28 protein-coding genes are annotated in these 23,684 nt (G+C 61.4%); 13 read left to right on the top strand and 15 right to left on the bottom strand.

Annotation, left to right across the window (positions count from 1 at the left end):
• Positions 1 to 122: 122 nt before the first annotated feature.
• Positions 123 to 1,469 carry a class II 3-deoxy-7-phosphoheptulonate synthase gene (locus NRG23_RS28935; protein ID WP_009050120.1) on the top strand — a complete coding sequence of 449 codons (1,347 nt, stop codon included), beginning with the start codon at positions 123 to 125 and terminating at the stop codon, positions 1,467 to 1,469.
• A 50-nt stretch (positions 1,470 to 1,519) separates the two neighbouring features.
• On the opposite strand, the gene NRG23_RS28930 is transcribed toward NRG23_RS28935, so the two are convergent.
• Both NRG23_RS28930 and NRG23_RS28925 read right to left on the bottom strand, forming a co-directional pair.
• Complete coding sequence (locus NRG23_RS28930; protein WP_124355301.1) at positions 1,520 to 2,731, bottom strand: winged helix-turn-helix domain-containing protein; 1,212 nt, start codon at positions 2,729 to 2,731, stop codon at positions 1,520 to 1,522.
• A 64-nt stretch (positions 2,732 to 2,795) separates the two neighbouring features.
• Complete coding sequence (locus NRG23_RS28925) at positions 2,796 to 3,017, bottom strand: DUF1127 domain-containing protein (RefSeq protein WP_009050122.1); 222 nt, start codon at positions 3,015 to 3,017, stop codon at positions 2,796 to 2,798.
• Positions 3,018 to 3,114: 97 nt separating this feature from the next.
• Here NRG23_RS28925 and NRG23_RS28920 point away from each other — a divergent pair, with 97 nt between their 5' ends.
• A complete protein-coding gene (locus NRG23_RS28920; protein ID WP_162096438.1) occupies positions 3,115 to 3,969 on the top strand; it encodes a LysR substrate-binding domain-containing protein in 855 nt (284 codons plus the stop codon).
• Here NRG23_RS28920 and NRG23_RS28915 read toward each other — a convergent pair.
• Positions 3,959 to 4,708, bottom strand: a complete 750-nt coding sequence (locus NRG23_RS28915; RefSeq protein ID WP_009050124.1) for a sulfite exporter TauE/SafE family protein — start codon at positions 4,706 to 4,708, stop codon at positions 3,959 to 3,961. The two genes, NRG23_RS28920 and NRG23_RS28915, sit on opposite strands and share 11 nt — an antisense overlap.
• A 108-nt stretch (positions 4,709 to 4,816) precedes the next feature.
• On the opposite strand from NRG23_RS28915, the gene NRG23_RS28910 reads away from it, so the two are divergent.
• The 4 genes from NRG23_RS28910 (at position 4,817) to NRG23_RS28895 (ending at position 8,058) form a co-directional block, all read left to right on the top strand.
• A complete protein-coding gene (locus tag NRG23_RS28910) occupies positions 4,817 to 5,767 on the top strand; it encodes a LysR family transcriptional regulator (protein ID WP_016704328.1) in 951 nt (316 codons plus the stop codon).
• A gap of 75 nt (positions 5,768 to 5,842) precedes the next feature.
• The gene (locus NRG23_RS28905; RefSeq protein ID WP_007931403.1) at positions 5,843 to 6,304 is read left to right on the top strand and encodes a MarR family winged helix-turn-helix transcriptional regulator; all 462 of its coding nucleotides are present in this window, start codon (positions 5,843 to 5,845) and stop codon (positions 6,302 to 6,304) included.
• A gap of 279 nt (positions 6,305 to 6,583) precedes the next feature.
• On the top strand, positions 6,584 to 7,003 hold the full coding sequence (locus tag NRG23_RS28900; protein WP_009044954.1) for an organic hydroperoxide resistance protein: 420 nt from the start codon (positions 6,584 to 6,586) through the stop codon (positions 7,001 to 7,003).
• Between the two features lie 41 nt (positions 7,004 to 7,044).
• Entirely contained in the window at positions 7,045 to 8,058 is a 1,014-nt protein-coding gene (locus NRG23_RS28895) for an alpha/beta hydrolase (protein ID WP_009050126.1), read from the top strand.
• Between the two features lie 79 nt (positions 8,059 to 8,137).
• On the opposite strand, the gene NRG23_RS28890 is transcribed toward NRG23_RS28895, so the two are convergent.
• Positions 8,138 to 8,710, bottom strand: a complete 573-nt coding sequence (locus tag NRG23_RS28890; protein WP_007931398.1) for an elongation factor P — start codon at positions 8,708 to 8,710, stop codon at positions 8,138 to 8,140.
• Positions 8,711 to 8,758: 48 nt separating this feature from the next.
• On the bottom strand, positions 8,759 to 9,892 hold the full coding sequence (gene earP / locus NRG23_RS28885) for an elongation factor P maturation arginine rhamnosyltransferase EarP (RefSeq protein ID WP_081360195.1): 1,134 nt from the start codon (positions 9,890 to 9,892) through the stop codon (positions 8,759 to 8,761).
• A gap of 122 nt (positions 9,893 to 10,014) precedes the next feature.
• Here earP and NRG23_RS28880 point away from each other — a divergent pair, with 122 nt between their 5' ends.
• Both NRG23_RS28880 and NRG23_RS28875 read left to right on the top strand, forming a co-directional pair.
• Complete coding sequence (locus tag NRG23_RS28880) at positions 10,015 to 10,410, top strand: hypothetical protein (RefSeq protein ID WP_016704332.1); 396 nt, start codon at positions 10,015 to 10,017, stop codon at positions 10,408 to 10,410.
• 14 nt (positions 10,411 to 10,424) lie between these two features.
• Positions 10,425 to 10,907, top strand: a complete 483-nt coding sequence (locus NRG23_RS28875) for an elongation factor GreAB (RefSeq protein ID WP_009050129.1) — start codon at positions 10,425 to 10,427, stop codon at positions 10,905 to 10,907.
• A gap of 10 nt (positions 10,908 to 10,917) precedes the next feature.
• Here NRG23_RS28875 and cysB read toward each other — a convergent pair whose 3' ends face one another.
• The 5 genes from cysB to NRG23_RS28850 all read right to left on the bottom strand — a co-directional run bounded on the left by cysB (position 10,918) and on the right by NRG23_RS28850 (position 14,870).
• A complete protein-coding gene (gene cysB, locus NRG23_RS28870; protein ID WP_007931387.1) occupies positions 10,918 to 11,892 on the bottom strand; it encodes an HTH-type transcriptional regulator CysB in 975 nt (324 codons plus the stop codon).
• 112 nt (positions 11,893 to 12,004) lie between these two features.
• On the bottom strand, positions 12,005 to 12,505 hold the full coding sequence (locus tag NRG23_RS28865) for a universal stress protein (RefSeq protein WP_009050130.1): 501 nt from the start codon (positions 12,503 to 12,505) through the stop codon (positions 12,005 to 12,007).
• A gap of 93 nt (positions 12,506 to 12,598) precedes the next feature.
• Positions 12,599 to 13,504 carry a 5'-nucleotidase gene (locus NRG23_RS28860; protein ID WP_016704334.1) on the bottom strand — a complete coding sequence of 302 codons (906 nt, stop codon included), beginning with the start codon at positions 13,502 to 13,504 and terminating at the stop codon, positions 12,599 to 12,601.
• Between the two features lie 23 nt (positions 13,505 to 13,527).
• The gene (locus NRG23_RS28855; RefSeq protein ID WP_053269656.1) at positions 13,528 to 14,484 is read right to left on the bottom strand and encodes a putative 2-dehydropantoate 2-reductase; all 957 of its coding nucleotides are present in this window, start codon (positions 14,482 to 14,484) and stop codon (positions 13,528 to 13,530) included.
• A complete protein-coding gene (locus tag NRG23_RS28850; RefSeq protein ID WP_009050133.1) occupies positions 14,484 to 14,870 on the bottom strand; it encodes a co-chaperone YbbN in 387 nt (128 codons plus the stop codon). The genes NRG23_RS28855 and NRG23_RS28850 overlap by 1 nt, the downstream gene beginning before the upstream one ends.
• On the opposite strand from NRG23_RS28850, the gene NRG23_RS28845 reads away from it, so the two are divergent.
• Together NRG23_RS28845 and NRG23_RS28840 are read left to right on the top strand one after the other, a co-directional pair.
• Positions 14,869 to 15,312, top strand: coding sequence for a PilZ domain-containing protein (locus NRG23_RS28845; protein WP_009050134.1), 444 nt, complete (start codon positions 14,869 to 14,871; stop codon positions 15,310 to 15,312). The two genes, NRG23_RS28850 and NRG23_RS28845, sit on opposite strands and share 2 nt — an antisense overlap.
• Positions 15,313 to 15,443: 131 nt before the next feature.
• On the top strand, positions 15,444 to 16,520 hold the full coding sequence (locus tag NRG23_RS28840) for a 3-deoxy-7-phosphoheptulonate synthase (RefSeq protein WP_009044963.1): 1,077 nt from the start codon (positions 15,444 to 15,446) through the stop codon (positions 16,518 to 16,520).
• A 61-nt stretch (positions 16,521 to 16,581) separates the two neighbouring features.
• On the opposite strand, the gene NRG23_RS28835 is transcribed toward NRG23_RS28840, so the two are convergent.
• On the bottom strand, positions 16,582 to 16,863 hold the full coding sequence (locus NRG23_RS28835) for a GNAT family N-acetyltransferase (RefSeq protein WP_007931380.1): 282 nt from the start codon (positions 16,861 to 16,863) through the stop codon (positions 16,582 to 16,584).
• 675 nt (positions 16,864 to 17,538) lie between these two features.
• On the opposite strand from NRG23_RS28835, the gene oprI reads away from it, so the two are divergent.
• Positions 17,539 to 17,790, top strand: a complete 252-nt coding sequence (gene oprI, locus NRG23_RS28830) for an outer membrane lipoprotei OprI (protein WP_003448337.1) — start codon at positions 17,539 to 17,541, stop codon at positions 17,788 to 17,790.
• A gap of 126 nt (positions 17,791 to 17,916) precedes the next feature.
• Here the strand turns inward: oprI and NRG23_RS28825 are convergent, their stop codons facing one another.
• The 3 genes from NRG23_RS28825 to NRG23_RS28815 all read right to left on the bottom strand — a co-directional run bounded on the left by NRG23_RS28825 (position 17,917) and on the right by NRG23_RS28815 (position 19,957).
• A complete protein-coding gene (locus NRG23_RS28825) occupies positions 17,917 to 18,885 on the bottom strand; it encodes a L,D-transpeptidase family protein (RefSeq protein WP_009044964.1) in 969 nt (322 codons plus the stop codon).
• Between the two features lie 116 nt (positions 18,886 to 19,001).
• Positions 19,002 to 19,295, bottom strand: coding sequence for a hypothetical protein (locus NRG23_RS28820; protein WP_007931378.1), 294 nt, complete (start codon positions 19,293 to 19,295; stop codon positions 19,002 to 19,004).
• Positions 19,296 to 19,351: 56 nt separating this feature from the next.
• Positions 19,352 to 19,957 (bottom strand): arylesterase, encoded by a 606-nt coding sequence (locus tag NRG23_RS28815; protein WP_016704338.1) that lies wholly within the window; start codon positions 19,955 to 19,957, stop codon positions 19,352 to 19,354.
• A gap of 10 nt (positions 19,958 to 19,967) precedes the next feature.
• Between NRG23_RS28815 and NRG23_RS28810 the strand changes: the two genes are divergently transcribed.
• Both NRG23_RS28810 and NRG23_RS28805 read left to right on the top strand, forming a co-directional pair.
• Entirely contained in the window at positions 19,968 to 20,651 is a 684-nt protein-coding gene (locus tag NRG23_RS28810; protein ID WP_038577159.1) for an ABC transporter ATP-binding protein, read from the top strand.
• Positions 20,651 to 23,155 (top strand): ABC transporter permease, encoded by a 2,505-nt coding sequence (locus tag NRG23_RS28805; RefSeq protein WP_257373106.1) that lies wholly within the window; start codon positions 20,651 to 20,653, stop codon positions 23,153 to 23,155. Before NRG23_RS28810 ends, NRG23_RS28805 begins: the two co-directional genes overlap by 1 nt.
• 16 nt (positions 23,156 to 23,171) lie before the next feature.
• Here NRG23_RS28805 and greB read toward each other — a convergent pair whose 3' ends face one another.
• A complete protein-coding gene (gene greB / locus NRG23_RS28800) occupies positions 23,172 to 23,645 on the bottom strand; it encodes a transcription elongation factor GreB (protein ID WP_009050138.1) in 474 nt (157 codons plus the stop codon).
• Positions 23,646 to 23,684: the final 39 nt, after the last annotated feature.

The raw sequence follows: 23,684 nt of genomic DNA, 5'->3' as shown, positions 1-23,684 counted from the left end.
GATAAACCGGCCGCTCGGCGCCGAGCGGGAAAGGCGCGATTGTCCGCGAACCGGCGGGAACAGGTCACGCACTAATTGCTGATAACATGCCTGTCCGACCTTAAAAAACACCCGAGTCCGTGATGAGCCAACCCTGGAGTCCTGACAGCTGGCGCGCCCTGCCGATCCAGCAACAACCCGCCTACCCCGACGCCGCACACCTGTTGCAGGTCGAGCAGACCCTGGCCAGTTACCCGCCGCTGGTGTTTGCCGGCGAAGCCCGGGAGTTGCGCCGCCAGTTTGCCGAGGTGACCCAGGGCCGCGCCTTTCTGCTGCAGGGCGGCGATTGCGCCGAGAGCTTCGCCGAGTTCTCCGCGGCGAAGATCCGCGACACCTTCAAGGTCCTGCTGCAGATGGCGATCGTCATGACCTTCGCCGCCGGCTGCCCGGTGGTCAAGGTCGGGCGCATGGCCGGCCAGTTCGCCAAGCCGCGTTCGGCCAATGACGAAACCATCAATGGCGTGACCCTGCCGGCCTACCGCGGCGATATCGTCAACGGCATCGGCTTTGACGCAAAAAGCCGGGTGCCGGACCCGGACCGCCTGCTGCAGTCCTATCACCAGGCCACCGCCACCCTGAACCTGCTGCGCGCCTTTGCCCAGGGCGGTTTTGCCGATCTGCACCAGGTGCACAAATGGAACCTGGACTTCATCGCCAACTCCGCCCTGGCCGAGAAGTACAGCCAGCTGGCCGACCGCATCGACGAAACCCTGGCCTTCATGCGCGCCTGCGGCATGGACAGCTCGCCGCAGTTGCGCGAGACCAGTTTCTTCACCGCCCACGAGGCGCTGCTGCTGAACTATGAAGAAGCCTTCGTCCGTCGCGACAGCCTGACCAACGACTATTACGACTGCTCGGCGCACATGCTGTGGATCGGCGACCGTACCCGCCAGCTCGACGGCGCCCACGTCGAATTCCTGCGTGGGGTGAATAACCCGATCGGGGTCAAGGTCGGCCCGAGCATGAACACCGAGGAGCTGATCCGCCTGATCGACATCCTCAACCCGGACAACGATCCGGGCCGCCTGAACCTGATCGTGCGCATGGGTGTGAACAAGGTCGGCGACCATCTGCCGCAGTTGATCCGCGCGGTGGAAAGCGAAGGCAAGAAGGTGCTGTGGAGCTCCGACCCGATGCATGGCAACACCATCAAGGCCAGCAGCGGTTACAAGACCCGGGATTTCGCGCAGATCCTCAATGAGGTGAAGCAGTTCTTCCAGGTCCACGAAGCCGAGGGCAGTTATGCCGGCGGTATCCACATCGAGATGACCGGGCAGAACGTCACCGAGTGCATCGGTGGCGCGCGGCCGATTACCGAAGATGCCTTGTCGGATCGCTACCACACCCATTGCGACCCACGGATGAACGCCGATCAGTCGCTGGAGCTGGCGTTCCTGATTGCCGAGACCTTGAAACAGGTCAAGCGTTGAACCTGTAGCGCTCGATCATCCAGGAAACGCTGCTGGATGATCGACGCGCTTCAAAGAAACCCTCGCAAGCGCTGGGCGCTGGCCCTCGGGCAATTGAGCTGGACGTCGGCCAGCCCCAACCAATTGGCCATATCCCGCAAGTTGCTCGCCAGCGCCTGCATGCCCTGCTCGTCCAGCCCCTGCTCTTCCTCATGCACGGCATGCACCGCCAGGCGTCCCTGCGCCCTTTCTGCCCGCAGGTCGACCCGCGCGGCGATCCGTTCGTGGTGCAAAAACGGCAACACGTAATAGCCATACACCCGCTTGTGCTGCGGCGTGTAGATCTCCAGCCGATAGCGGAAATCGAACAGGCGCTCGGTGCGGCTGCGCTCCCAGATCAGCGAATCGAAGGGAGAAAGCAAGGCACTGGCCGGCACGCTACGCGGCACCTTCACCTGCGGCAGGCAATAGGCCGCTTGCTTCCAGCCTTCCACCTCGCAGGCCAGCAACTCGCCGCCTTCCAGCAACTCCGCCAGGCGTGCCCGGCTGTCTGCCGGTTCCAGGCGAAAGTAGTCACGCAGATCCTTCTCGGTGGCCACGCCCAAGGCACTGGCGGCATGCAACAGCAAACCGCGCTGGGCGTCGGCCTCGCTGAGCTGCGAATGTTGCAGGATGCTCGAAGGAATCACCCGCTCCGGCAAGTCGTACAAACGCTCGAATCCACGCCGACCGGCGACCGTCACCTCACCGGCGGCGAACAGCCATTCCAGCGCGTGCTTCTCCGCGCTCCAGTCCCACCAGGGGCCGGCGCGTTCCTCGCGGGTAGACAGGCTGCCCGCGCCGAGGGCGCCCTGTTCCTCGACCGCGGCCAGCACCCGGCGGATAGTCGCCTGCTGCTCCTGGCCGAAACGCGCCAACTGCTGGTAGATCCCCTGCCCCTGGCTGGCCCGCTGCATGCGCCAGCGCATCAGTGGGTACAGCGACAGCGGCAGCAACGAGGCTTCGTGCCCCCAGTACTCGAACAACGTGCGTTGCCGGCCCTGGCTCCAGGCGGCCTGGTCCAGCAGTTGCGCGGGATAGTCGCCAAGGCGGGAAAACAGCGGCAGGTAGTGCGAGCGCACCAGGGCGTTGACCGAATCGATCTGCAGGATGCCCAGGCGCGCGATCAGGCGATTGACCTGTGCCGGCCTGATCGTCGCAGGCAGCGGCCGCCCGGAAAAACCTTGGGCGGCCAGCGCCAGACGCCGAGCTTGCTTGAAGGAAAAGGACAGTTCTGCGGGCATGGCAATCTCCTTGTCTGCCCGCAAACTACCTCAGTGAGAAGTGGCTTGTGTAGCGTTTTGACATTCACTTGTGCATCGGATCGTCCCAGAACGGCCGCACGGTCTCCCGTTCCACATCCGCGCGACTGAGGCCGATATCCTTCAGCGCTTCGTCACTCATGCCGGCCAGCATGATCCGTTCACGGTGCAGCTCATGCCAGCGGACAATCCTCTGCAGCAGATGCCGCACGGAAATGCCATGCCATGCAAATCGGTGAGCCAGTACAAAACCTTTTTGACCTTTCATCGTCTTGCCCTCCAGTGGGGATGGCTCAAGTCTCCACCCGGGGCTAAGATCAATCCAACGAATGTTTCTTATGCAATACATCTCGGAGTTTGATGAATTGTCCAGCTACCCAAGCATTGATACCGAGGTCCTGCGCACCTTCGTCGCCATCGCCGATCAGGGCGGTTTCACCAAGGCCGGGGAGCAGGTCAATCGCACCCAGTCCGCGGTGAGCATGCAGATGAAGCGGCTCGAGGAAGACGTGCTGCAACGCCAGTTGTTCCAGCGTGAGGGCCGGCAGGTGCGCCTGACCGCCGAGGGCCAGGTGCTGCTGGGTTACGCGCGGCGCATCCTGAAACTGCACAGCGAGGTGTTCAATACCCTGCGCGAGCCGCACATGGTCGGCACCGTGCGCATCGGTACGCCGGACGATTACGTGATGCGTTTTCTACCGGGGATCCTGTCGCGTTTTGCCCAGGCTTACCCTTTGATCCAGATCGAAGTGCATTGCGAGTCGTCCAAGCAATTGTTGCTGCGCCAGGACCTGGACCTGTCCATCGTCACACGCGAGCCGGGCAGCGAAATCGGCCAGTTGCTGCGCAAGGAGCGTTTCGTCTGGGCCGAGGCCCAGGGTTTCTGCCCCCATGAACAGACGCCGCTGCCCCTGGCGATGTTCAACAGCGATTGCTTTTGCAGGCAGTGGGCGTGCAATGCGCTGGACGCCGCCGGGCGCGACTATCGCATTGCCTATAACAGCTCCAGCCTGTCGGCACTGATGGCCGTGGTCAGCGCCGGCCTGGCGATCACCGCGCAACTGGAAAGCCTGATCACCCCGGACATGCGCATCCTGGGCGCCGGCGAAGACCTGCCCCAGCTGCCCGAAGCCAGCATCATGCTGGTGCGCAACCTCAACACGCCCTCGCCCATCACCGAATGCCTGGCCGAGCACATAGTCGAAGGCTTCAAACTTTAAAGGCGAGCATCACCGCACAGACCACCAGGAAACCGCAGAACAGCCCGCGCAGCATTCGCTCGGGCAGCGCGTGGGCGATTTTCACCCCCCAACTGATGCTCAGCAGACCACCCGCCGCCAGCGGCAGACCGATCATCCAGTCCACTTCCTGATGCACTCCGTAGGTCACCAGCGTTACCCCGGTGCTGGGCAAGGCCAGGGCCAGCGACAACCCCTGGGCGACCACCTGGGTGGTGCCGAACACGCTGGTCAGCACCGGCGTGGCAACCACCGCGCCACCGACCCCAAACAGCCCGCCCATGGCCCCGGAAGCGGCCCCCAGCACGCCGAGCCACGGCCAGGGGTAACGCATCTGCGCCGAAGCCGGGACATTGGCCAGGAACATGCGCAGCAGGTTGTAGGCCGACAAGGCCACCAGGAACGCGACGAAGCCGATCCGCATGACCTGGGCATCGATGCCCACCGCCCAGATCGAACCGAGCCAGGCAAAACAGAAACCCATCAAGGCCAATGGCAGCGCATGCCGCGCCTCGATCCGGTTGCGCTGGTGATAGCGCCACAACGCGAGCATCACGTTAGGAACCACCATCACCAACGCCGTGCCCTGGGCGATCTGCTGGTCCAGCCCGAACAGCACACCCAGCACCGGAATCGCGATAAGGCCGCCGCCGATCCCGAACAAGCCGCCCACCGTGCCCAGCGCCGCGCCCAACACCACATACATCGCTAAATCGATCACCGCCGCTCTCCTCACCTCAGGCCTTGCATGCTACGCAGTCGGCTCTGGTGCGGAAACGCACAGCAACGCACAATGGCTTTGCCAATTTCGCACAGGCAAATGCCCGCCATGAACCCCAACGCCCTCACCGACCAGCTCGGCCTGTTTCTCGATGTCCTGGAAGCCGGGAGTTTTTCCGCCGCCGCGCGCCGGCATCCCTTGACCCCTTCGGCGGTGGCCCGGCGTATCGACAGCCTGGAAAACGCGGTCGGCAGCAAGCTGTTCATGCGCACCACCCACGCGGTGGTGGCGACGGCGGCTGGCCAGGCCTTCGCCGAACGCGCCCGGCGCATCGTCGCCGAACTGCAACTGGCCCGGGCGGAAGCCGTGTCCTTGAGCCATGCGCCGGAAGGCCTGATCCGCATCGACGCGCCCGCGGCGTTCGGCCGGCGACACCTGGCGCCGGCCATCGCCGATTTCCTGATGCTCTATCCGGGGCTGGATGTGCAGTTGCACCTGATCGACAGCTTCGTCGACATGCAGGGCTCGCACCTGGGCAAGGTCGACCTGGTGCTGCGCGCCGGGCAAAGGGTCGATACCCGCATGGTGGCGACCTCGCTGGCGAGCATCGTGCGCATCGCCTGTGCCAGCCCGGCCTACCTCAAGCTTCGCGGCACTCCGGTCCATCCCGCCGAGCTGAGCCAGCATGATGGCCTGGACTGGGACGGCCTGGCTCCGCTGTTCGCCTGGCGCTTCGAACTGGACGGGCAGTTGCAGACTCACCGCCCACAACGCATCCGCCTGAGCGCCAACAATGCCGAGGCCCTGTTGTCCGGAGCCCTGGCCGGGCTGGGCATCGCCCACCTGCCGACCTGGCTGGCCAGCGAATACCTGTTGCGCGGGGAGCTATTGCCGCTGTTCTGCGAAACCGGCCTGCCCAAACCGGAAAGCGCCGGTATCTATGCTTTGCGCCTGGAACAGCACACCAACGCCCGCAGCCGCCTGTTGCTGGAATACCTGAAGACTCGCTTCAGCCCGATTCCGCCCTGGGATCTGGCCCTGCAGAGCGCCATGGGCTGAGAGCCGGCGAGAATTATCTGGCGCATTAAAGATTCGCCCGCTAGATTCAGGGCGAGTATCGATCAAGGCCCGACCATGAACACCAAAGGCTCCACCCCGGAAAAATGCGACGATCTGCTGCTGGATAACCAGTTGTGCTTCGCCCTGCACTCGACTTCGCTGCTGATGACCAAAGTCTATAAACCGCTGCTGCAGGAGCTGGGCCTGACTTATCCCCAGTACCTGGCGATGATGGTGCTCTGGGAGCAGGACGGCCTGACCGTCGGCGAAATCAGCAGCCGCCTGCTGACCGATCCCGGTTCATTGACGCCCTTGCTCAAGCGCCTGGAGGCCGAGGGATTGCTGAGCCGTACCCGCAGCCGCGAAGACGAACGGGTGGTGATCATCGAGCTGACCGAGCAAGGCCGGGCCCTGTATGACCGGGCGCGCGGCGTTCCCCAATGCATCCTCGGCGCCAGCGGCCTGACCCTGGAACAACTGCGCAAACTGCAGGCCGACCTGCTGAACCTGCGCGGCCATCTGCAAGACAGCCTTTAACCGCGCTCTCGCGAGCACGCCTGCCCCTCCTGCAGCAGCGCTTGCTCGCGATCCTCTCTATTTCGATGCCGCCACCAGCGTATCGACGAAAAAATTTCTCGATAAAAATATTATTTAAATCATTCGCTTAGCTAAAAGATATGGGCTTCTGGCAAGCATTTTCGAGTTTTTTTCAAAAATTTGCCTTGCGCACTAAATATTTGAGCGATACATTTATTTCGCACTTACTTAGCGCGCAAACATTTAGCGCAAAACTTCGAAACCCAAGAGGCTCACACCATGCAAACTCTCTATACCGCAGTCGCAACCGCAACCGGTGGCCGTGATGGTCGCGCCGTCTCCAGCGACAACATCCTCGACGTCAAACTCTCCACCCCCAAAGAACTCGGTGGTGCCGGCGGCCAGGCGACCAACCCTGAACAACTCTTCGCCGCCGGCTACTCCGCCTGCTTTATCGGCGCCCTGAAATTCGTCGCCAGCCAGAGCAAACGCAAGATCCCGGACAACGCCTCGATCACCGCCCATGTCGGCATCGGCCAGATTCCTGGCGGCTTCGGCTTGGACATCGACCTGCACATCAGCCTGCCAGGTCTTGAACAGAGCGATGCGCAATCCCTGGTCGAAGCGGCTCACCAGGTCTGCCCTTACTCCAACGCCACCCGCGGCAACGTCGACGTACGTCTGCACGTGACTGTCTAACCCAACTGCGCACCAGCGCCCGCACCGTCCAGGAGACGAACATGAACACTTTCAGCAAGGTCTTGACCGGTAGCCTTCTCGCCCTGTCCATCAACACGGCCTTCGCCGAAGGCGGGGTCGAACACAACACCCAGGCGTTCCTCGACGCCTTGAACGCCGGCAGCGGCAAGCCGATGGAACAGATGACGCCAAAAGAGGCCCGGGCCGTGCTGGTCGGTGCCCAGGCCGGGGTCAAGCTGACGCTGCCCAAGGCGGATGTCAGCCAGAAGACCATCAAGGTCGACGGCCAAGACATCAGCCTGACCATCGTCAGGCCGGCCGGGGTGAAAGGCACGTTGCCGGTGTTTATGTTTTTCCACGGCGGCGGCTGGGTGCTGGGCGACTTCCCGACCCATGAACGGCTGGTGCGGGACCTGGTGGTGGGCTCCGGGGCGGCGGCGGTGTTCGTCAATTACACGCCGTCTCCGGAAGCTCATTACCCGGTGGCGATCAATCAGGCTTACGCGGCAACCCAGTGGGTGGCCGAGCATGGCCAGGAAATCAACGTCGACGGCAAGCGCCTGGCGGTTGCCGGCAACAGCGTCGGCGGCAACATGGCGGCCGTGGTCAGCCTGATGGCCAAGGACAAGGGCACGCCGGCGATTCGGTTCCAGCTACTGCTGTGGCCGGTGACCGACGCGAATTTCGAGACGGCGTCGTACAACCAGTATGCCGAGGGGCACTTCCTCAGCAAAAACATGATGAAGTGGTTCTGGGACAACTACACCACCGACGCCCGGCAGCGTAACGAGATCTACGCCTCGCCGCTGCGCGCCACCAGCGCCCAGCTCAAGGGCCTGCCGCCCGCGTTGATCCAGACAGCCGGTGCCGATGTGCTGCGCGACGAAGGCGAAGCCTATGCCCGCAAGCTGGACGAAGCCGGCGTGACCGTGACCTCGGTGCGCTACAACGGGATGATCCATGACTATGGCCTGCTCAACGTGGTCAGCCAGGTACCCGCAGTGCGCTCGGCGCTGCTGCAGGCCAGTGAAGAGCTCAAGCAACACCTGAAGTAAGGCTGTCACTGATCTTCGGCCACAAAAAAGCCCGACTCGATGGTCGGGCTTTTTCGTACGCGAGAATTCAAGCAGAAGCTTAAACCTTGGCGCGGCCTTTGTAGGAACCGCCTTCGCGAGTATCGATCTCGATCATGTCGCCGATTTCGATGAAGTCAGCAACCGACAGCTCGGTACCGTTCTTCAGTTTGGCAGGCTTCATCACCTTGCCCGAAGTGTCGCCGCGAGCGGAACCTTCGGTGTAGTCAACCTGGCGCACGATGGTGGTCGGCAGGTCAACGGAAACCAGACGGTCTTCGAAGAACACGGCTTCGCAAACGTCGGTCATGCCTTCTTCGATGAACGGCAGAACGGCTTCGATGTCTTCGGCGTTCAGCTCGTACATGGTGTAGTCGGTGGTGTCCATGAACGTGTAAGTGTCACCGCTGATGAACGACAGGGTCGCTTCTTTGCGATCCAGAATCACGTCGTCCAGTTTGTCGTCCGCACCGTAAACGGTTTCGGTCTTGTAACCGGTCAGCAGGTTCTTCAGTTTGGTCTTCATGATCGCGCTGTTACGACCGGACTTGGTGAATTCAGCTTTCTGAACCAGCCAAGGATCGTTGTCGATACGGATCACGGTACCGGGTTTGAGTTCTTTACCAGTTTTCATTGCGAATATCCGAATTTGGATGGGATTTACAAAAATCTAGGCCGCGTATCATATCCAATTTAGGTAAAACTGCACCAGCGCCGCAGCAAGATCGGGCTGCGAGCCCTGTTCCAGACACCACTTTTCAGCGTGAGCGGCCACTTCCGGCCAGTGTTCCAGCAATTTTTTCCAGCCTTGCGCCATCTCGCCCCCGGCATTCCAGGCCCGCCACAGGTCGATCAGCGCCGCCTTGGCCTCTGGCGACAGCCCCTGGGTATAAAGCTCGAGAAAGGCATCGAGCTTGTCCAGGTGGATGTCTTCGTCCTGTTGATAAATGTGCCAGAGCATCGGCCGACCGGCCCACTGTGCGCGCACGAACGAATCTTCGCCGCGTACCGCGTTGAAATCGCAGGCCCACAGGAGCTGGTCGTATTCCTCCTGTCGGACGAATGGCAGCACCTGCACCGTCAACGCCCCACGGACCTGCACCGCACCCGCCGCCAGCGCCTCGTCACCCAGCCAGTGTTGTACGTCACCGAGGATCCGACCTTCGGGAACCAGCAGATGGGTAGCCCGCGAATCGGCAGCCAGCGCGTCCAGCCAACTGGCCAGGCCCGCGTTCTCATAGGCGAACAGCGACATCAGGCGGGCGTCGGGTGCGGCAAATACGCCCAGTCCTTCAAGGAAATGTTGCCGAGCCAGCGGATCCTGCTGAAACGCCCTGCGTCGCTCCAACAACCCCGCCTCGCGCAGCAAGCCGCCGGTACCGGCCTGAAAGCCAGGGAAAAAGAAGTACTTCTGCACGCCCTTGAACTTCACCGAGGGCAGGCCGTGGCAGCCGGTCACCCAGGCCTCGGCGCTGAGGTAATCGAGGTTCAGCCACAAAGGGGTATGTTCACGCTCGGCCATCGCCTCCATATAAGCCGGTGGCAACTGGCAGGCAAAGGCCGCGATCACCACATCCGCAGCCGCCACCGGCGACCACTCGGCCGGCCAGTGGCGCACATCGACGCCTTCCTGCCATTGCTGAGGCAAGGCGACATCGATCGGTGGACACAAACGCTCGAAGGCCCGCAGGTCATCCACCCACAGCCGCACCGCGCACTGATGCTCGGCCACCAGTTGCCGGGCCAGCCGCCAGGTCACGCCGATATCGCCGTAGTTGTCGACGACGCTGCAGAAAATATCCCAGGAGGCTTTCATTCCGGGCTCCGTTTGGCAAAAGCGCCGATTGTCCGCATAAATCGCCACAGACAGAAGAGCCAATGCCGATAATCTTCGTGCGACAATCACGGTTTGCCGACACCGCCTGCCAGGAGGCTGCCATGCCCTATCGCCCGACACCCCGTCGATCATTACGTATCAGCGTAAACGCACTTCAGCTCAGCGGCAGTATTGCCCTGGGATTGTGGCTGGGTTTTCTGGCAATCGCCCTGACCTGCTGGCTGGCCTGGCGTTTTCTGTTCGACCAGCAATTGGCGCCCGTCGCCCAGGCCGTGCAACAGCTGACAAAACCGCCCAGCACGGAGTCGGCCGCCTCCAACCGCATGTTCGAGCAATACCAGGAAAACCTGCGCAAGAACGAACAACAGCAGGCACTGGATAATGCACGCAGCAACCTGCGCAACCAGTCCAACCCGAAATGCCAGTTCTGGTTGCAACAGGACCAGACGGCGCCGAGCGAAAAGAGCCGGGCCAACGTCCTGCAATTCTGCGATTGAGCCTGAACCTGACCATGCACAAGCCTACTGTCCACCAACTGATTCTCGACAAGCTCCGCGGCGATCTGGAGATCGCCCAGCGTGCGGCGCAGACCGCCTATGAGGCGGCGACCCACGAAGAGAACATTGCCGAAAACAAGTACGACACCCTGGGGCTGGAGGCGTCCTATCTCGCCGCCGGCCAGGCCAGGCGCGTCGAGGAAATCCGGCAGGCGCTGGCGCTCTGCCAGAACCTGACCCTGCGCCCGTACGACGAGCAGGTTGGTATCCAGGTCGGCGCGCTGCTGGGCCTCGAAGACGAAAACGGCCACGAACAATGGCTGTTCCTGGCGCCGGATGGGGCGGGGCTGAAGGTCGAGGTGGTGGGGCAACCGGTGACCGTCATCACCCCTCGTTCACCGCTGGGCAAAGGCCTGCTGGGCAAGTTCGAGGGGGATGAGCTGGAGATCGTCGTCGCGGGCGCTCGGCAGCAGTTCGCGGTCACCGAGGTCAAGTGAGCCCGACGACTTAGTGGACAGGCAGTTCGACGCCGTCGAACAGCTCTTCGAGTTCCTGCTTGTTGTGGCACTGAATGGCCTTGGCCATCACTTCGCGCGTCAGGTGCGGCGCGAACTTCTCGATGAAGTCGCACATGAAGCCACGCAGGAAAGTGCCACGGCGGAAACCGATCTTGGTGATGCTCGACTCGAACAGCTCGCTGGCATCCAGTACCACCAGGTCACTATCAAGCTTGGTATCGACCGCCATCTTGGCGACGATGCCCACACCCAGGCCCAGGCGTACGTAAGTCTTGATCACGTCGGCGTCGGCGGCGGTGAACACCACCTTCGGCGTCAGACCGCGATGGCTGAAGGCTTCGTCGAGCTTGGAACGGCCGGTGAAACCGAACACGTAAGTCACGATCGGGTATTCGGCGAGGGTTTCCAGGGTCAGCTTCGGCAACTTGGTCAGCGGGTGGCCCTGCGGTACCACCACGCAACGGTTCCAGCGGTAGCACGGCATCATCACCAGGTCACCGAACAGCTCCAGCGCTTCGGTGGCGATGGCGAAGTCGACGGTGCCATCGGCGGCCATTTCGGCGATCTGCATCGGCGAACCCTGATGCATGTGCAACGCCACATCCGGGTACTGCTTGATGAAGCTGCTGATCACCGGCGGCAAGGCATAACGGGCCTGGGTGTGGGTGGTGGCGATCGACAGGGTGCCCTTCTTCTCGTTGGAGAATTCCTGGGCGATCTGCTTGATGCTTTCGACCTTGCGCAGGATCTCGCCAGCGGTAGTGATGATGCGTTCGCCAGCCGGGGTGACGCGAGTCAGGTGCTTGCCGCTACGAGCGAATACCTCGACCCCCAGCTCGTCCTCGAGCAGGCGAATCTGCTTGCTGATACCCGGTTGCGACGTATAAAGGCTTTGGGCTGTAGCAGAGACGTTGAGGTCGTGGTGCGCCACTTCCCAGATGTAGCGCAATTGTTGAAGCTTCATATGAATCCCTCAAAGCAGGTAGACGCCACGGGCATCAGCGACGGTATATAACTATATTAATGGTTCGAAGAATAAATCTAGAACTTTTCTTAAGAAAATTCCAATAGCCGCGTCAGATATCTCCGAACCGTCGACGCTGCACCAAGGGCACCAGGTAAACCGGAACCTTGGCCAGTTGCAGTACCCTGGCGGCCGTCCTGCCCAATGGGGTTTCACCACCCGCCCCATGGCTGTGACTTCCTACGATCAACAAATCCACAGAGAGTTTCGACGCCTGTTCGAGAATGACTTGCGAGGGGTCCCCCTGAAAGACCCGGACCGACTGAATCAGCGCGAGATCCTGCATGCCCTCCCCCAACTCTTCGCGAAAGCTGTCGAGTACCCGTTGCTCGATATTCGCCATCACCGTGCTCAGGCCCTGACTGTGAAACTCATTCAGGGCCTGTTCGTCGAGATAACTCTGCAACACCGATTCGGCAAACAGCCCCATGGGCTCCACCGCATGAACCACGTGCAAGTCGGCATTGAATGTTCGAGCCAGCTCCAGGGCATGTTGCATCACATAGGGCGCATACAGACCGAGGTCAGTGGCATACAGCATCGAACGAATCATATGACCTCCTCGACTGCCAATATGGCGGAGATTGATTCAGCTTAGCAGTGCCAAGGCGACTACGACGTCCCGCGCAAGCCCGTGAACATTGAGCTAAACCTTGGTTTCGTTGCTGATGCCATGGGGTACATGGCCGGTGGCGACCACTTCGCGAGCCAGTTCGCAATGGCCCGCCTGATCGTCGAAGAACACATCGGCGGCGAAGGCTTCGAGAAAGGCAGCCTTCTCCAGGCCGCCCAGGAACAACGATTCGTCCAGGCGAATATCCCATTCGCGCAAGGTCCGAATAACCCGCTCATGGGCCGGTGCCGAACGTGCCGTCACCAAGGCGGTACGGATCGGACAATCATCGTCGGGGAACTCGCGCTGCAGCAGATTGAGCGCGGCAAGGAAGCCTTTGAACGGCCCCCCGCGCAACGGCTCGCGGGCGGACTCGCGCTCCTTGGCCTGGAAGGCTTCCAGGCCACCGAGTTGATAGACCCGCTCCGACTCATCGGAAAACAGCACGGCGTCGCCGTCGAAGGCGATCCGCAGTTCGGCGCTGGCGGCGCGCCGGGCGCCACCGGAAAGAATGGTCGCCGCGGCGAACCCGGCGTCCAGTGCACTGCGCACATCTTCGGCGTGGGTGGAAAGAAACAGGTCGCAGCCGAAAGCCGCGAGATAGGGATAAGGGCTACGGCCACCGACAAAAGCGGCCCGGGAAATATCCAGGCCGTAATGCTGGATCGAGTTGAAGACCCGCAGCCCTGTGTCGGCACTGTTACGCGACACCAGCACCACCTCGACCCGCGCCCGGCCGAGGCTGGCATTGAGGCTCAAGAGTTTTTTCACCAGGGGAAAAGCATCGCCCGGTTCGAGGGATTCCTCCTCGTGATCGATCTGATACTTGCGGTAGGCCTCGACCCCCTCGGCCAGATAGACCTTATGGCTTTCGCTGAGATCGAACAGGGCCCGTGACGAAATCGCCACCACCAGTTTACCGCCCAAGCCCTTTGCCATATCGCTTCCCCCCGATGCTGCGATCAACCGTTATGCCGGTCGATAAAACTCAACGCCCGATACAAGGCTTCCATTTTCGGCAGTTCGCATCCCGCTGCCCTGGCCGCGGCCAATGGCGCGGCGTAGATGGCCGACAACTCCAGCGCTCGCTTGTGCCGGTAGTCGTGGTACATGCTCGGCCAATAGTCCGGCATGCTTTCGGTCACCTTGAACAAGTGCTCAGCATAGCCGTCCGGCATGCTGTGACCACAGGCCAGGGCGCCTTGCACCACTTCACGCATCAAGGCCTGAATCAGCTCGCGGCTGTCGGCATCGGCCATCAGCGGCGTGGTGCTGGCGTTGAGCAATACCGACAAACCGTTGTACGGCACGTTCCACACCAGTTTCTGCCAGCGCGCCTGCTGCAGGTTGGCCATGGCCTGGGAATCAATACTGGCCTTGCGGAATAGCGCGGCGCCCTCTTCCACTATTGCCTGGCGCTGCGATTCGTCCTGCGCGGCCGGGCCACTGTGATACCCCAGGTTCACCGCGCCCAGCGCCTGATGCTCGATCACCCCGGGCCCGGCACGGTGCACGCAGATAAAACACAGGCCGCCCAACAGATGCAGCGAGTCGGGAAGCAGGTCGCGCAAGCCGTCCTCCACATCCAGGCCATTCTGCAGTAACAGCACCTTGGCGCCGGGAGCCGCCGCACGAAGAATCGCCGGAGCCAACTCGGCGTTGCTGGTGGTCTTGGCTCCCACCAGCAGCCAATCGCAGGGCGGCATGTCTTCGGCACTGGCATAGGCCTGGACCGGGTTCAGGGTCAGCTCACCATGCACCGCGCTATGCAGTTGCAAACCCCGCTCGGTGACCGCGGCGAATTCGCTGCGCAGCAGGAAATGCACATCCAGGCCGGCTCGCGCCAGCAGCATCCCGTAGAAACCACCGATCGCTCCGGTACCGATAATGCCGATTCGCGGCGTGTGGACTGCTTCCATCAAGGCAACTCCTCTGGAATTCGATTCAGCGCCTGTGCCAGTCGCTCGCCGAGCTCGCCGGGTGTCAGGCGCGACTGCAAGGCCCCATAAAACTCACCGTCGCGCACCACGAACAGTGCCGGCAAGTGAAACACCTGATAACGCTCGACCGCGCCGCCATTGTTTCCCGCATCGATCCAGCACAACCGCTCGATCGGCAGATCGAAGCCGGGCAACTGCTGCCGGGCCCAGCGACAACTGGCGCAGCCGACGCTGGTGAATATCACCAGCGAAACACCGCTCATCGCCAACAGCCGCTGATCGATATCGAAATCAGTCAGCTCCAATTCGACCACTATACTGGGAGAAACAATGTCACATAGCCGACACTCGGAGTCCGCGTTCATGGGACGTTTCATTCCTCATCCTGACGATGTTCCGGTTGAGCTGACCTTACGCAAGCACGCATGCATTTCGCGTCAACGGTTGCACACTATCAGCCTCGGCGGCATGGCTTGCAATTATCACCGCGCCTGGCGCCGCGGCACTGCACTGGAAATCTGCATGCCCACTCTGGGTGAAAACGCCCGCTACAACGGCTATGTGGCCTGGTGCCTGCGACGCAAGCGTGGCTACCTGGTGGGGATCGCCTTCATCGACGAACAGACCCTGTTCCGTGCCCGAATGAGTGAGCAGGTGTGCCAGATCGCCCACTACTGCCACCTGCATGAGCCCCAGGCCGAGCAGCGACAGATCGAAACCCTGGCCCAGCAATGGGTCGAACAGCACGCCGCCGAGTTCTCCCACGACCGGGTTCATCAGGCTTTTATGCAGCCAGCGCTGGATTAAACCCGTCTCTGCCCATTGTCGAGCCCCGGTGTAACGCGCTAAGGTTCGGCTCCCCGACGCGCTTAAATCCGCTGTGCACCGCCGCGCGGGGATCGCTGGCGGCCGGCACCCGTGACCTGACGAGTAACACGATGGCTGATTTACCGATCAACGACCTTAACGTCGCCTCCAACGAAACCCTGATCACTCCCGACCAGCTCAAGCGCGACATTCCGCTGAGCGACGCCGCCCTGCGCACCGTGACCAAGGGTCGCGAAGTGATCCGCAATATTCTCGACGGCACCGACCACCGTCTGTTCGTCGTCATCGGCCCTTGCTCGATCCACGACATCAAGGCTGCCCACGAGTATGCCGAGCGCCTGAAAGTCCTGGCCGCCGAAGTCTCCGACACCCTTTACCTGGTGATGCGCGTGTACTTCGAGAAACCACGGACCACCGTTGGCTGGAAAGGCTTGATCAACGACCCGTACCTGGACGACTCGTTCAAGATCCAGGACGGTCTGCACATCGGTCGCCAACTGCTGCTGGACCTGGCCGAGATGGGCCTGCCAACCGCCACCGAAGCGCTGGACCCGATCTCCCCGCAATACCTGCAGGACCTGATCAGCTGGTCGGCGATCGGTGCGCGTACCACCGAATCCCAGACCCACCGCGAGATGGCTTCCGGCCTGTCTTCGGCAGTAGGTTTCAAGAACGGCACCGACGGCGGCCTGACCGTTGCCATCAACGCCCTGCAATCGGTTTCCAGCCCTCACCGTTTCCTCGGCATCAACCAGGAAGGTGGCGTATCCATCGTCACCACCAAGGGCAATGCCTACGGTCACGTGGTTCTGCGCGGAGGCAATGGCAAGCCGAACTATGACTCGGTCAGTGTCGCCCTCTGCGAGCAGGCGCTGAACAAGGCGAAGATCAAGCCGAACATCATGGTCGACTGCAGCCACGCCAACTCCAACAAGGATCCGGCCTTGCAGCCACTGGTAATGGAGAACGTGGCCAACCAGATTCTCGAAGGCAACCAGTCGATCATCGGTCTGATGGTCGAAAGCCATCTGAACTGGGGCTGCCAGGCCATTCCCAAGGACCTGGCCGAACTGCAATACGGCGTGTCGATCACCGATGCCTGCATCGATTGGGAAAGCACCGAGAAAACCTTGCGCAGCATGCACGCCAAGCTCAAGGACGTCCTGCCAAAACGGGTTCGCACCTGATCCCGTATCGCAGACACAAAAACGCCGGGCCAAGCCCGGCGTTTTTTTTTGGTGTCCCCGCTCAGAGTTTCGCGGCGTGGCGCTGATGGCGCTCCATGTAGCGCTCCACATATGAGCACGACGGAATCACCGTGTACCCCATGCGATCAGCATATTCCAACGCCTGCTCGGTCAGTGCCGCAGCAATACCACGGCCGCGCAGCGCGTTAGGCACGAACGTCCGATAAATATCCAGGGTCTGCTTACCCAGGTCCATATAGGTCAGGTAGGCACGATGACCGTCCACATTGGTCTCGAATTGATGACCAGCCTGGTCATGGTGGATGGACAACGCCTCGCTCATCACTACTCCTCGCGGGTCTTGGATTCTGACCCCTACCTTACCGATGTTTTTCCGGCGAAGGAACAACTACGCCACCCCGTGCCTGTCTGGACACCGAGCAGAGCTTGCCGCTCTCGCATGACCGAGCACGTTTCAAATAGTAGGCACCATTGGCACCAATGCTCAAGGGACGCTTGCATTCAAGCTACCGGCATCAGGCCAGTTTAGTGTCGATGCTTCCCCCGGACCTGTTCCCGGATACATGCAAAGCACTCGATCCAACCACCTGATGATCAACAACCTGAACATCGCCGGATGTTGAGATTTAAGACGAGCCCACCCATTTAAAGTCACCTCAACATGGACAAAGATGCGTGAGGCGCCCCACAGATTCTGAACAAAAGTGTAGACGAATCGATATAGATAGACTTTAGCCTACACTCCGCGAGCGCCATGCAAAGGGACTCTGCGGCAGATGCGCTTAACAAGCGCAAGCTCCCAACAGGGTGACAAGGTTGCGTATTTTTTATACAGATCGATAAAAAGTTGCTCGAAAAAGATTCAACGCCTAGAATTTTTTTTGCTTCTTGCGCTACGTCAGTTTACTTACTACAAGTAATGGGTAGTATGTACGCCGGCCATTTCATCACTCGGATGAGATAGCTACTTAATAGAAAGTCCTTGAAGGGGAACACGATGAACAACGTTCTGAAATTCTCTGCTCTGGCTCTGGCCGCAGTTCTGGCTACCGGTTGCAGCAGCGTATCCAAAGAAACCGAAGCTCGTCTGACTGCAACTGAAGACGCAGCAGCTCGTGCCCAGGCTCGTGCAGACGAAGCCTACCGTAAAGCTGATGAAGCTCTGGCTGCTGCTCAAAAAGCACAACAGACTGCTGACGAAGCTAACGAGCGCGCTCTGCGTATGCTGGAAAAAGCTAGCCGCAAGTAATAATCCCTCGGGATTGTTATCGAGCCGACCCATTTATTGGGTCGGCTTTTTTATTGCCCGGATTTTCTTGTGGCAATAAAAAACCCGTCGACACCCTGAAGCATCGACGGGTTGCTGTTCCAGCCGTTACTGCTGCATATCGATAGGCACCGCCGATACCACCGGTGCATTGGTCGGTATGGCGATCTCTACTGGCAAACCATCTTCGGCCGCCACCACGTCGCGCACTACATCCCAATTCATCCGCAGGTTATTGGCCAGGTCTTCACGCTTGAGCAAGGCGTTGATCACCGCGGTGTGTTTGTCCACGACCGACGGATTGCCCTTGTCATCGAGCGGCGTATGAGCCTCCAGATAAACTTTGCCAGCGCTGATACCGAACTTGTACGGATCGTTGAGGATGCGCACCGATGTCCCCACCGGCACCATGCTGGCCATTTCCAGGACGTTGTTGTTGAACATCCGGAAGCAGCCGTGGCTGGTTCGCATGCCGATACCGAACTTCTTGTTCGAACCGTGGATCAGGTAGCCCGGCGTGCCCAGGGTAAACTTGAATGGTCCCAACGGGTTGTCCGGCCCCGCCGGCACCACGTTCGGCAGTGGGTCACCGTCAGCCGCGTGCTCGGCCTTGATCGAGGCAGGCGGCGTCCAGGTCGGATTCGGAGTCTTGGCGACGATGCTGGTATGGGCGATCGGCGACCCCCAACCTTCCCGGCCGATACCCAGGGGGAAGGTGTACACCACGTTCCGCCCTTTCGGGTAGTAGTACAGGCGATATTCGGCGAGGTTGATCACGATGCCTTCACGAGGTCCCGGCGGCAGGATGAAGCGCGTCGGCAACACCACTTCGGTGCCTGCGCCCGGCAACCAGGGATCGACTCCCGGGTTGGCCGCGACCATCTCGTAATAGCCCAGGTCGTAGGTCGTGCCCAGGTCGGCAAAGGTGTCTTCGTACTTGGCCTTGATCACCTGTACCTGACCGACGATATCTTCGCCCGGTGGAGGTAGAGGCAGTTCCAATGCGGCAACGGGGCCAGCCACACAGAAGGCGGCAAGCGTCAGGCAACGGGTGACGACAGGAAAGCGCGGCAACATCCGGAAAATCCTTCGCATGATCAACGAGTAAAAAAGTGATTGTACACCCGCCCCCGTGGCTGCGGGAGCGACAGCTGCATCAACGCAAGAAGGGGGCCGGGCGAGAACTTGCTGCCTTACAGTTCGAAACGCAACTCTGGCCAGATCGGCGGCGTGCCGCGCTTTTGCGATTCGAGGATTGCCCGGCACAACGGACACAGGCGCTGGTCCTGGAAAATGGTCCGGTCGACACTCGACCAGCGCGGTTGCGCAGGCAGCAAGGTGCCGCACAACGTGCGATCGGCTGAGCCGCCCAACTCCAGCTGACGCGTCACCAGATGCACCCGGACTTCCTGGCAGGCGAACAGGTCGAGCTGTTCGTCAGGCTCGATCAGTTGGTAGGCAAACAGGGACCAGGCGGGACGCGGCATCGGGGGCTCCAAATCGGGGGCGCCACATTAGCCGAAACACTGCCGGTAGAAAAGCGTCAAAGCAGCGGTTTTAGCGTCGGCCAGACATTTTCCAGCAACTTGCCCTGAGCAGCGACCGCGGGGTGGATGCCATCGGCCTGCATCAGCTCGGGATTACCGCCGACCCCTTCCAGAAAAAACGGCACCAGCGCCACGTTTTTTTCATTCGCGAGCTTGCTGTACACCTCGGCAAACGCCTGGGTGTAGCGCACGCCGTAATTGGGTGGCAGCTGCATGCCAAGCAACAGCACCTTGGCACCACTGGCCTTGGAGCTGTCGATCATCGAAGCAAGATTTTGTTGCAATTGCGTGGGCAGTTGCCCGCGCAGGCCATCGTTGCCGCCCAATTCGAGAATCACCAGCTCCGGCTTGTGCTCTGCAAGCAGCGCCGGCAGCCGCGCCTGGCCACCTGCACTGGTGTCGCCGCTGATGGAAGCATTGACCACCTTATCGTCGAAACCTTCACTCTTGAGCCGCTGCTCGAGCAATGCCACCCACCCCTGCCGGGTATCCAGGCCGAAAGCCGCGCTGATACTATCGCCAACGATCAGGACTGTACCCGCCGCTGCGTTCTGGGCCATGCACATCAAGGCCAGGCCAGCACTCAAAAACCACACACGCATCGGATTCTCCATGGGCGCAAGCATTCTCACTGCGCGGAACCTTAGCAAAGTGGTTCCCAGCGCGGAAGGTGAACTGACCATCCTGCACGAACTCAGCCTGGAACTGAACAAAGGCGACAGCCTGGCCATCGTCGGCAGTTCCGGCTCCGGAAAATCCACCCTGCTCGGCCTGCTGGCCGGTCTCGACCTGCCCAGCAGCGGCGAGGTCACCCTGGCCGGCCGCAGCCTGGGCACATTGGACGAAGACCAGCGCGCCCGAATCCGCGCCGAGCATGTGGGCTTCGTCTTCCAGTCGTTCCAACTGCTCGACAGCCTCAATGCCCTGGAGAACGTGATGTTGCCCCTGGAGCTGGATGGCCGCCGGGATGCCCGCGAGCGTGCGACCGAACTGCTCCAGCGCGTCGGGCTCGGGCAACGCCTGAGCCACTCGCCTCGCCAGCTCTCCGGTGGCGAACAACAGCGGGTAGCCATCGCCCGCGCCTTCGCCGCCGAGCCTGACGTGCTGTTCGCCGACGAGCCGACCGGCAACCTCGACAGCCACACCGGCGAGCGCATCAGCGACCTGCTGTTCGATCTGAACAAGGAAAGCGGCACGACGCTGGTCCTGGTCACTCACGATGAACGCCTGGCCCATCGTTGCCGGCGCCTGATCCGCCTTGAAGCCGGCCTGCTGGTCACCCCCCTGGAGCCTTGATGGCACGTCTACCGCTGTTGCGCCTGTTCAGCCTTGCCGTTCGCCAACTTCTGCGCGACGCCCGCGCCGGAGAACTGCGGGTGTTGTTCTTCGCCCTGGTAGTGGCGGTAGCCGCCAGCACTGCCATCGGCTATTTCGGCGCGCGCCTCAACGGCGCGATGCTGCTGCGCGCCACGGAGTTTCTCGGCGCGGACCTGCTGCTGGAAAGCAGCTCTCCGGCAAGGCCCGAACAGATCCAAAGCGGCCGGGAACTGGGCCTGCAACATGCGCAGGTGGTGGAGTTCTCCAGTGTGATCGCCACCGACAATGGCATCCAGTTGTCCAGTATCAAGGCCGCGGACGACGCCTACCCGCTGCGCGGCCAGCTGAAAAGTGCCCCGGCCCCTTACGCGGCGGAAGAAATCGGCGGCGGTCCACAACCAGGCGAAGCCTGGGTCGAAGCCCGATTGTTGACCGCGCTGGACCTGAAAATCGGCGACAGCATCGACGTCGGGATGAAAACCCTGCGCCTGAGCCGGGTACTGACTTACGAACCGGATCGCGCCGGCAACTTCTATAGCCTGACACCCAGGGTACTGATCAACCTGAGCGACCTGAACGCCACCGGCGTGGTGCAACCGGGCAGCCGGGTCAGTTACAAGGAACTCTGGCGCGGTCCAGGAAGCGCCCTGGAAACCTATCGCCAATTGATCAAGCCTGGCCTGACGGCCAATCAGCGCCTGCAGGATGCCCGAGATGGCAACCGCCAGATCGGCGGAGCCCTGGGCAAGGCGGAACGCTACTTGAACATGGCCAGCCTGGTGGCGGTGCTGCTGGCAGGCGTGGCAGTTGCCCTGTCCGCCGCGCGCTTCGCCTCCCGCCGCTTCGACGCCAGCGCGCTGCTGCGCTGCCTGGGCTTGTCCCGCCGGGAAACCATGCTGCTGTTCACCTTGCAACTGGCCCTGCTCGGCATCCTGGCCAGCATCGTCGGTGCGCTGCTCGGCTGGCTCGCCCAGCTTGGGCTGTTTTATCTGCTGCATGACCTGCTACCAACCGATGTGCCTCCCGGCGGATTGCTCCCCGCCGTCGCCGGTATCGGTACCGGCCTGGTGGCGCTTGGGGGGTTCGCCCTGCCGCCCTTGGCGGCGCTGGGGCGTGTCCCGCCCTTGCGGGTGTTGCGTCGTGACCTGCTGCCGATCCCCCCAAGCACCTGGATGGTTTATGGCGCCGCCCTGCTGGCCCTGGGCCTGATCATGTGGCGCCTGAGCCTGGATCTGCTCTTGACCTTCGCCTTGCTCGGTGGCGGCGTCATTGCCGCCCTGGTTCTGGGTGGATTACTGCTGCTGGCCCTGCAGAGTCTGCGTCGCTTGCTGGCCAAGGCGTCGCTGCCATGGCGCCTGGGTTTGGGCCAGTTACTGCGGCATCCCTTGGCCGCTGCCGGACAATCCCTGGCCTTCGGCTTGATCCTGCTATCGATGGCCCTGATTGCGCTGTTGCGTGGAGAACTGCTCGACACCTGGCAAAACCAGTTGCCCAAAAACGCGCCGAACTATTTCGCCCTGAATATCCTGCCCGCGGACAAGCAGGCCTTCACCGACAAGCTGGTGGCGCTTTCCGCTCCTTCCGCGCCCCTGTATCCGGTAGTGCCAGGGCGGCTGATCAGCATCAACGGCGAACCGGTTCGGGAAATCGTCAGCAAGGACTCCAGTGGCGACCGCGCCGTACAGCGGGACTTGAGCCTGACCTGGGCCGCGGATCTGCCAGAAGGCAATAAGATCACCAGCGGCTCGTGGTGGGCGCAACAGCCCGAAGGGGATTTGCCTGGCGTCTCGGTCGAGGCCCAAGTGGCCGAAAGCCTGAAACTCAAACTTGGCGACCAGATGACGTTCAGCGTCGGCGGAGTCAATCGCGAGGCCAGGGTGACCAGCCTGCGGGAAATCAACTGGGACAATTTCCAGCCCAACTTTTTCATGATCTTTCAGCCGGGCACGCTGCGGGATTTGCCTGCCACTTACCTGACCAGCTTCTATCTGGCTGCGGGCCACGACCAGCAGGTGGTCGAGCTGTCCAGGGCCTTCCCGGCAGTGACCATCCTGCAAGTGGAGGCCTTGCTCGAACAACTGCGCAGCATCCTGGCCCAGGTCACCCTGGCCGTGGAATACGTGCTGTTGTTCGTACTCGCCGCCGGCATGGCCGTGCTGTTTTCCGGACTGCAGGCCACCCTGGACGAGCGTATTCGTCAGGGCGCCCTGCTACGGGCGCTGGGGGCGGAACGACAATTACTGGTCAAGGCCCGGCGTATCGAGTTCGGGCTGCTGGGAGCCGTCAGCGGGCTACTGGCCGCATTGGGATCGGAATTGGTGAGCCTGGTGCTCTATCGCTTTGCCTTCGACCTGCCCTGGCATCCACATCCCTGGCTGCTGCTCCTGCCCATTATCGGAGCTCTGCTGATCGGAGGTGCCGGTGTCTATGGAACGCGCCGGGCATTGAATGCCAGCCCGCTGACAGTACTGCGCGAGGGGTAAGCCCCTCGCAGGCAGGTCATTTCACGTATTCGATCTGATTGATCCACCAGCACACTTCTCCGCCGGGCGTCTGCACTATCGCCTCGTCGCCGACTTCTTTCTTCAAGAGTGCCCGGGCCATGGGCGAATCGATGGAGATGTAATCCTTCTGCCCGTATATCTCGTCATAACCGACGATACGGAAGCGCTTGGTTTCGCCCTCTTCGTTCTCGATATCGACCCAGGCGCCGAAGAACACCCGGCCCTCCTGCTCCGGCGAATACGACACGACCTTCATGTCTTCGAGTCGCTTGCGCAAGTAGCGAACCCGACGGTCAATTTCCCTCAGGAGTTTCTTGTTGTATTGATAGTCCGCATTTTCACTCCTGTCCCCCAGGGAGGCCGCCCAGGTGACTTTCTGCGTCACATCCGGACGCTTCTCCCGCCACAGGTAATCCAGCTCGTTTTTCAGAGCCTCGAAACCTTCCTGCGTAATGAGCTTGGTACTCAATTGGTTAAATCCCCCATGCAGAGCCTTATGAGCCAGTTC

It is taken from the genome of Pseudomonas sp. T8 (genome assembly GCF_024610635.1).
GTDB classification, from domain to species: Bacteria; Pseudomonadota; Gammaproteobacteria; order Pseudomonadales; family Pseudomonadaceae; genus Aquipseudomonas; species Aquipseudomonas chlororaphis_I.
This window is presented reverse-complemented; position numbering and strand designations above follow the sequence as displayed.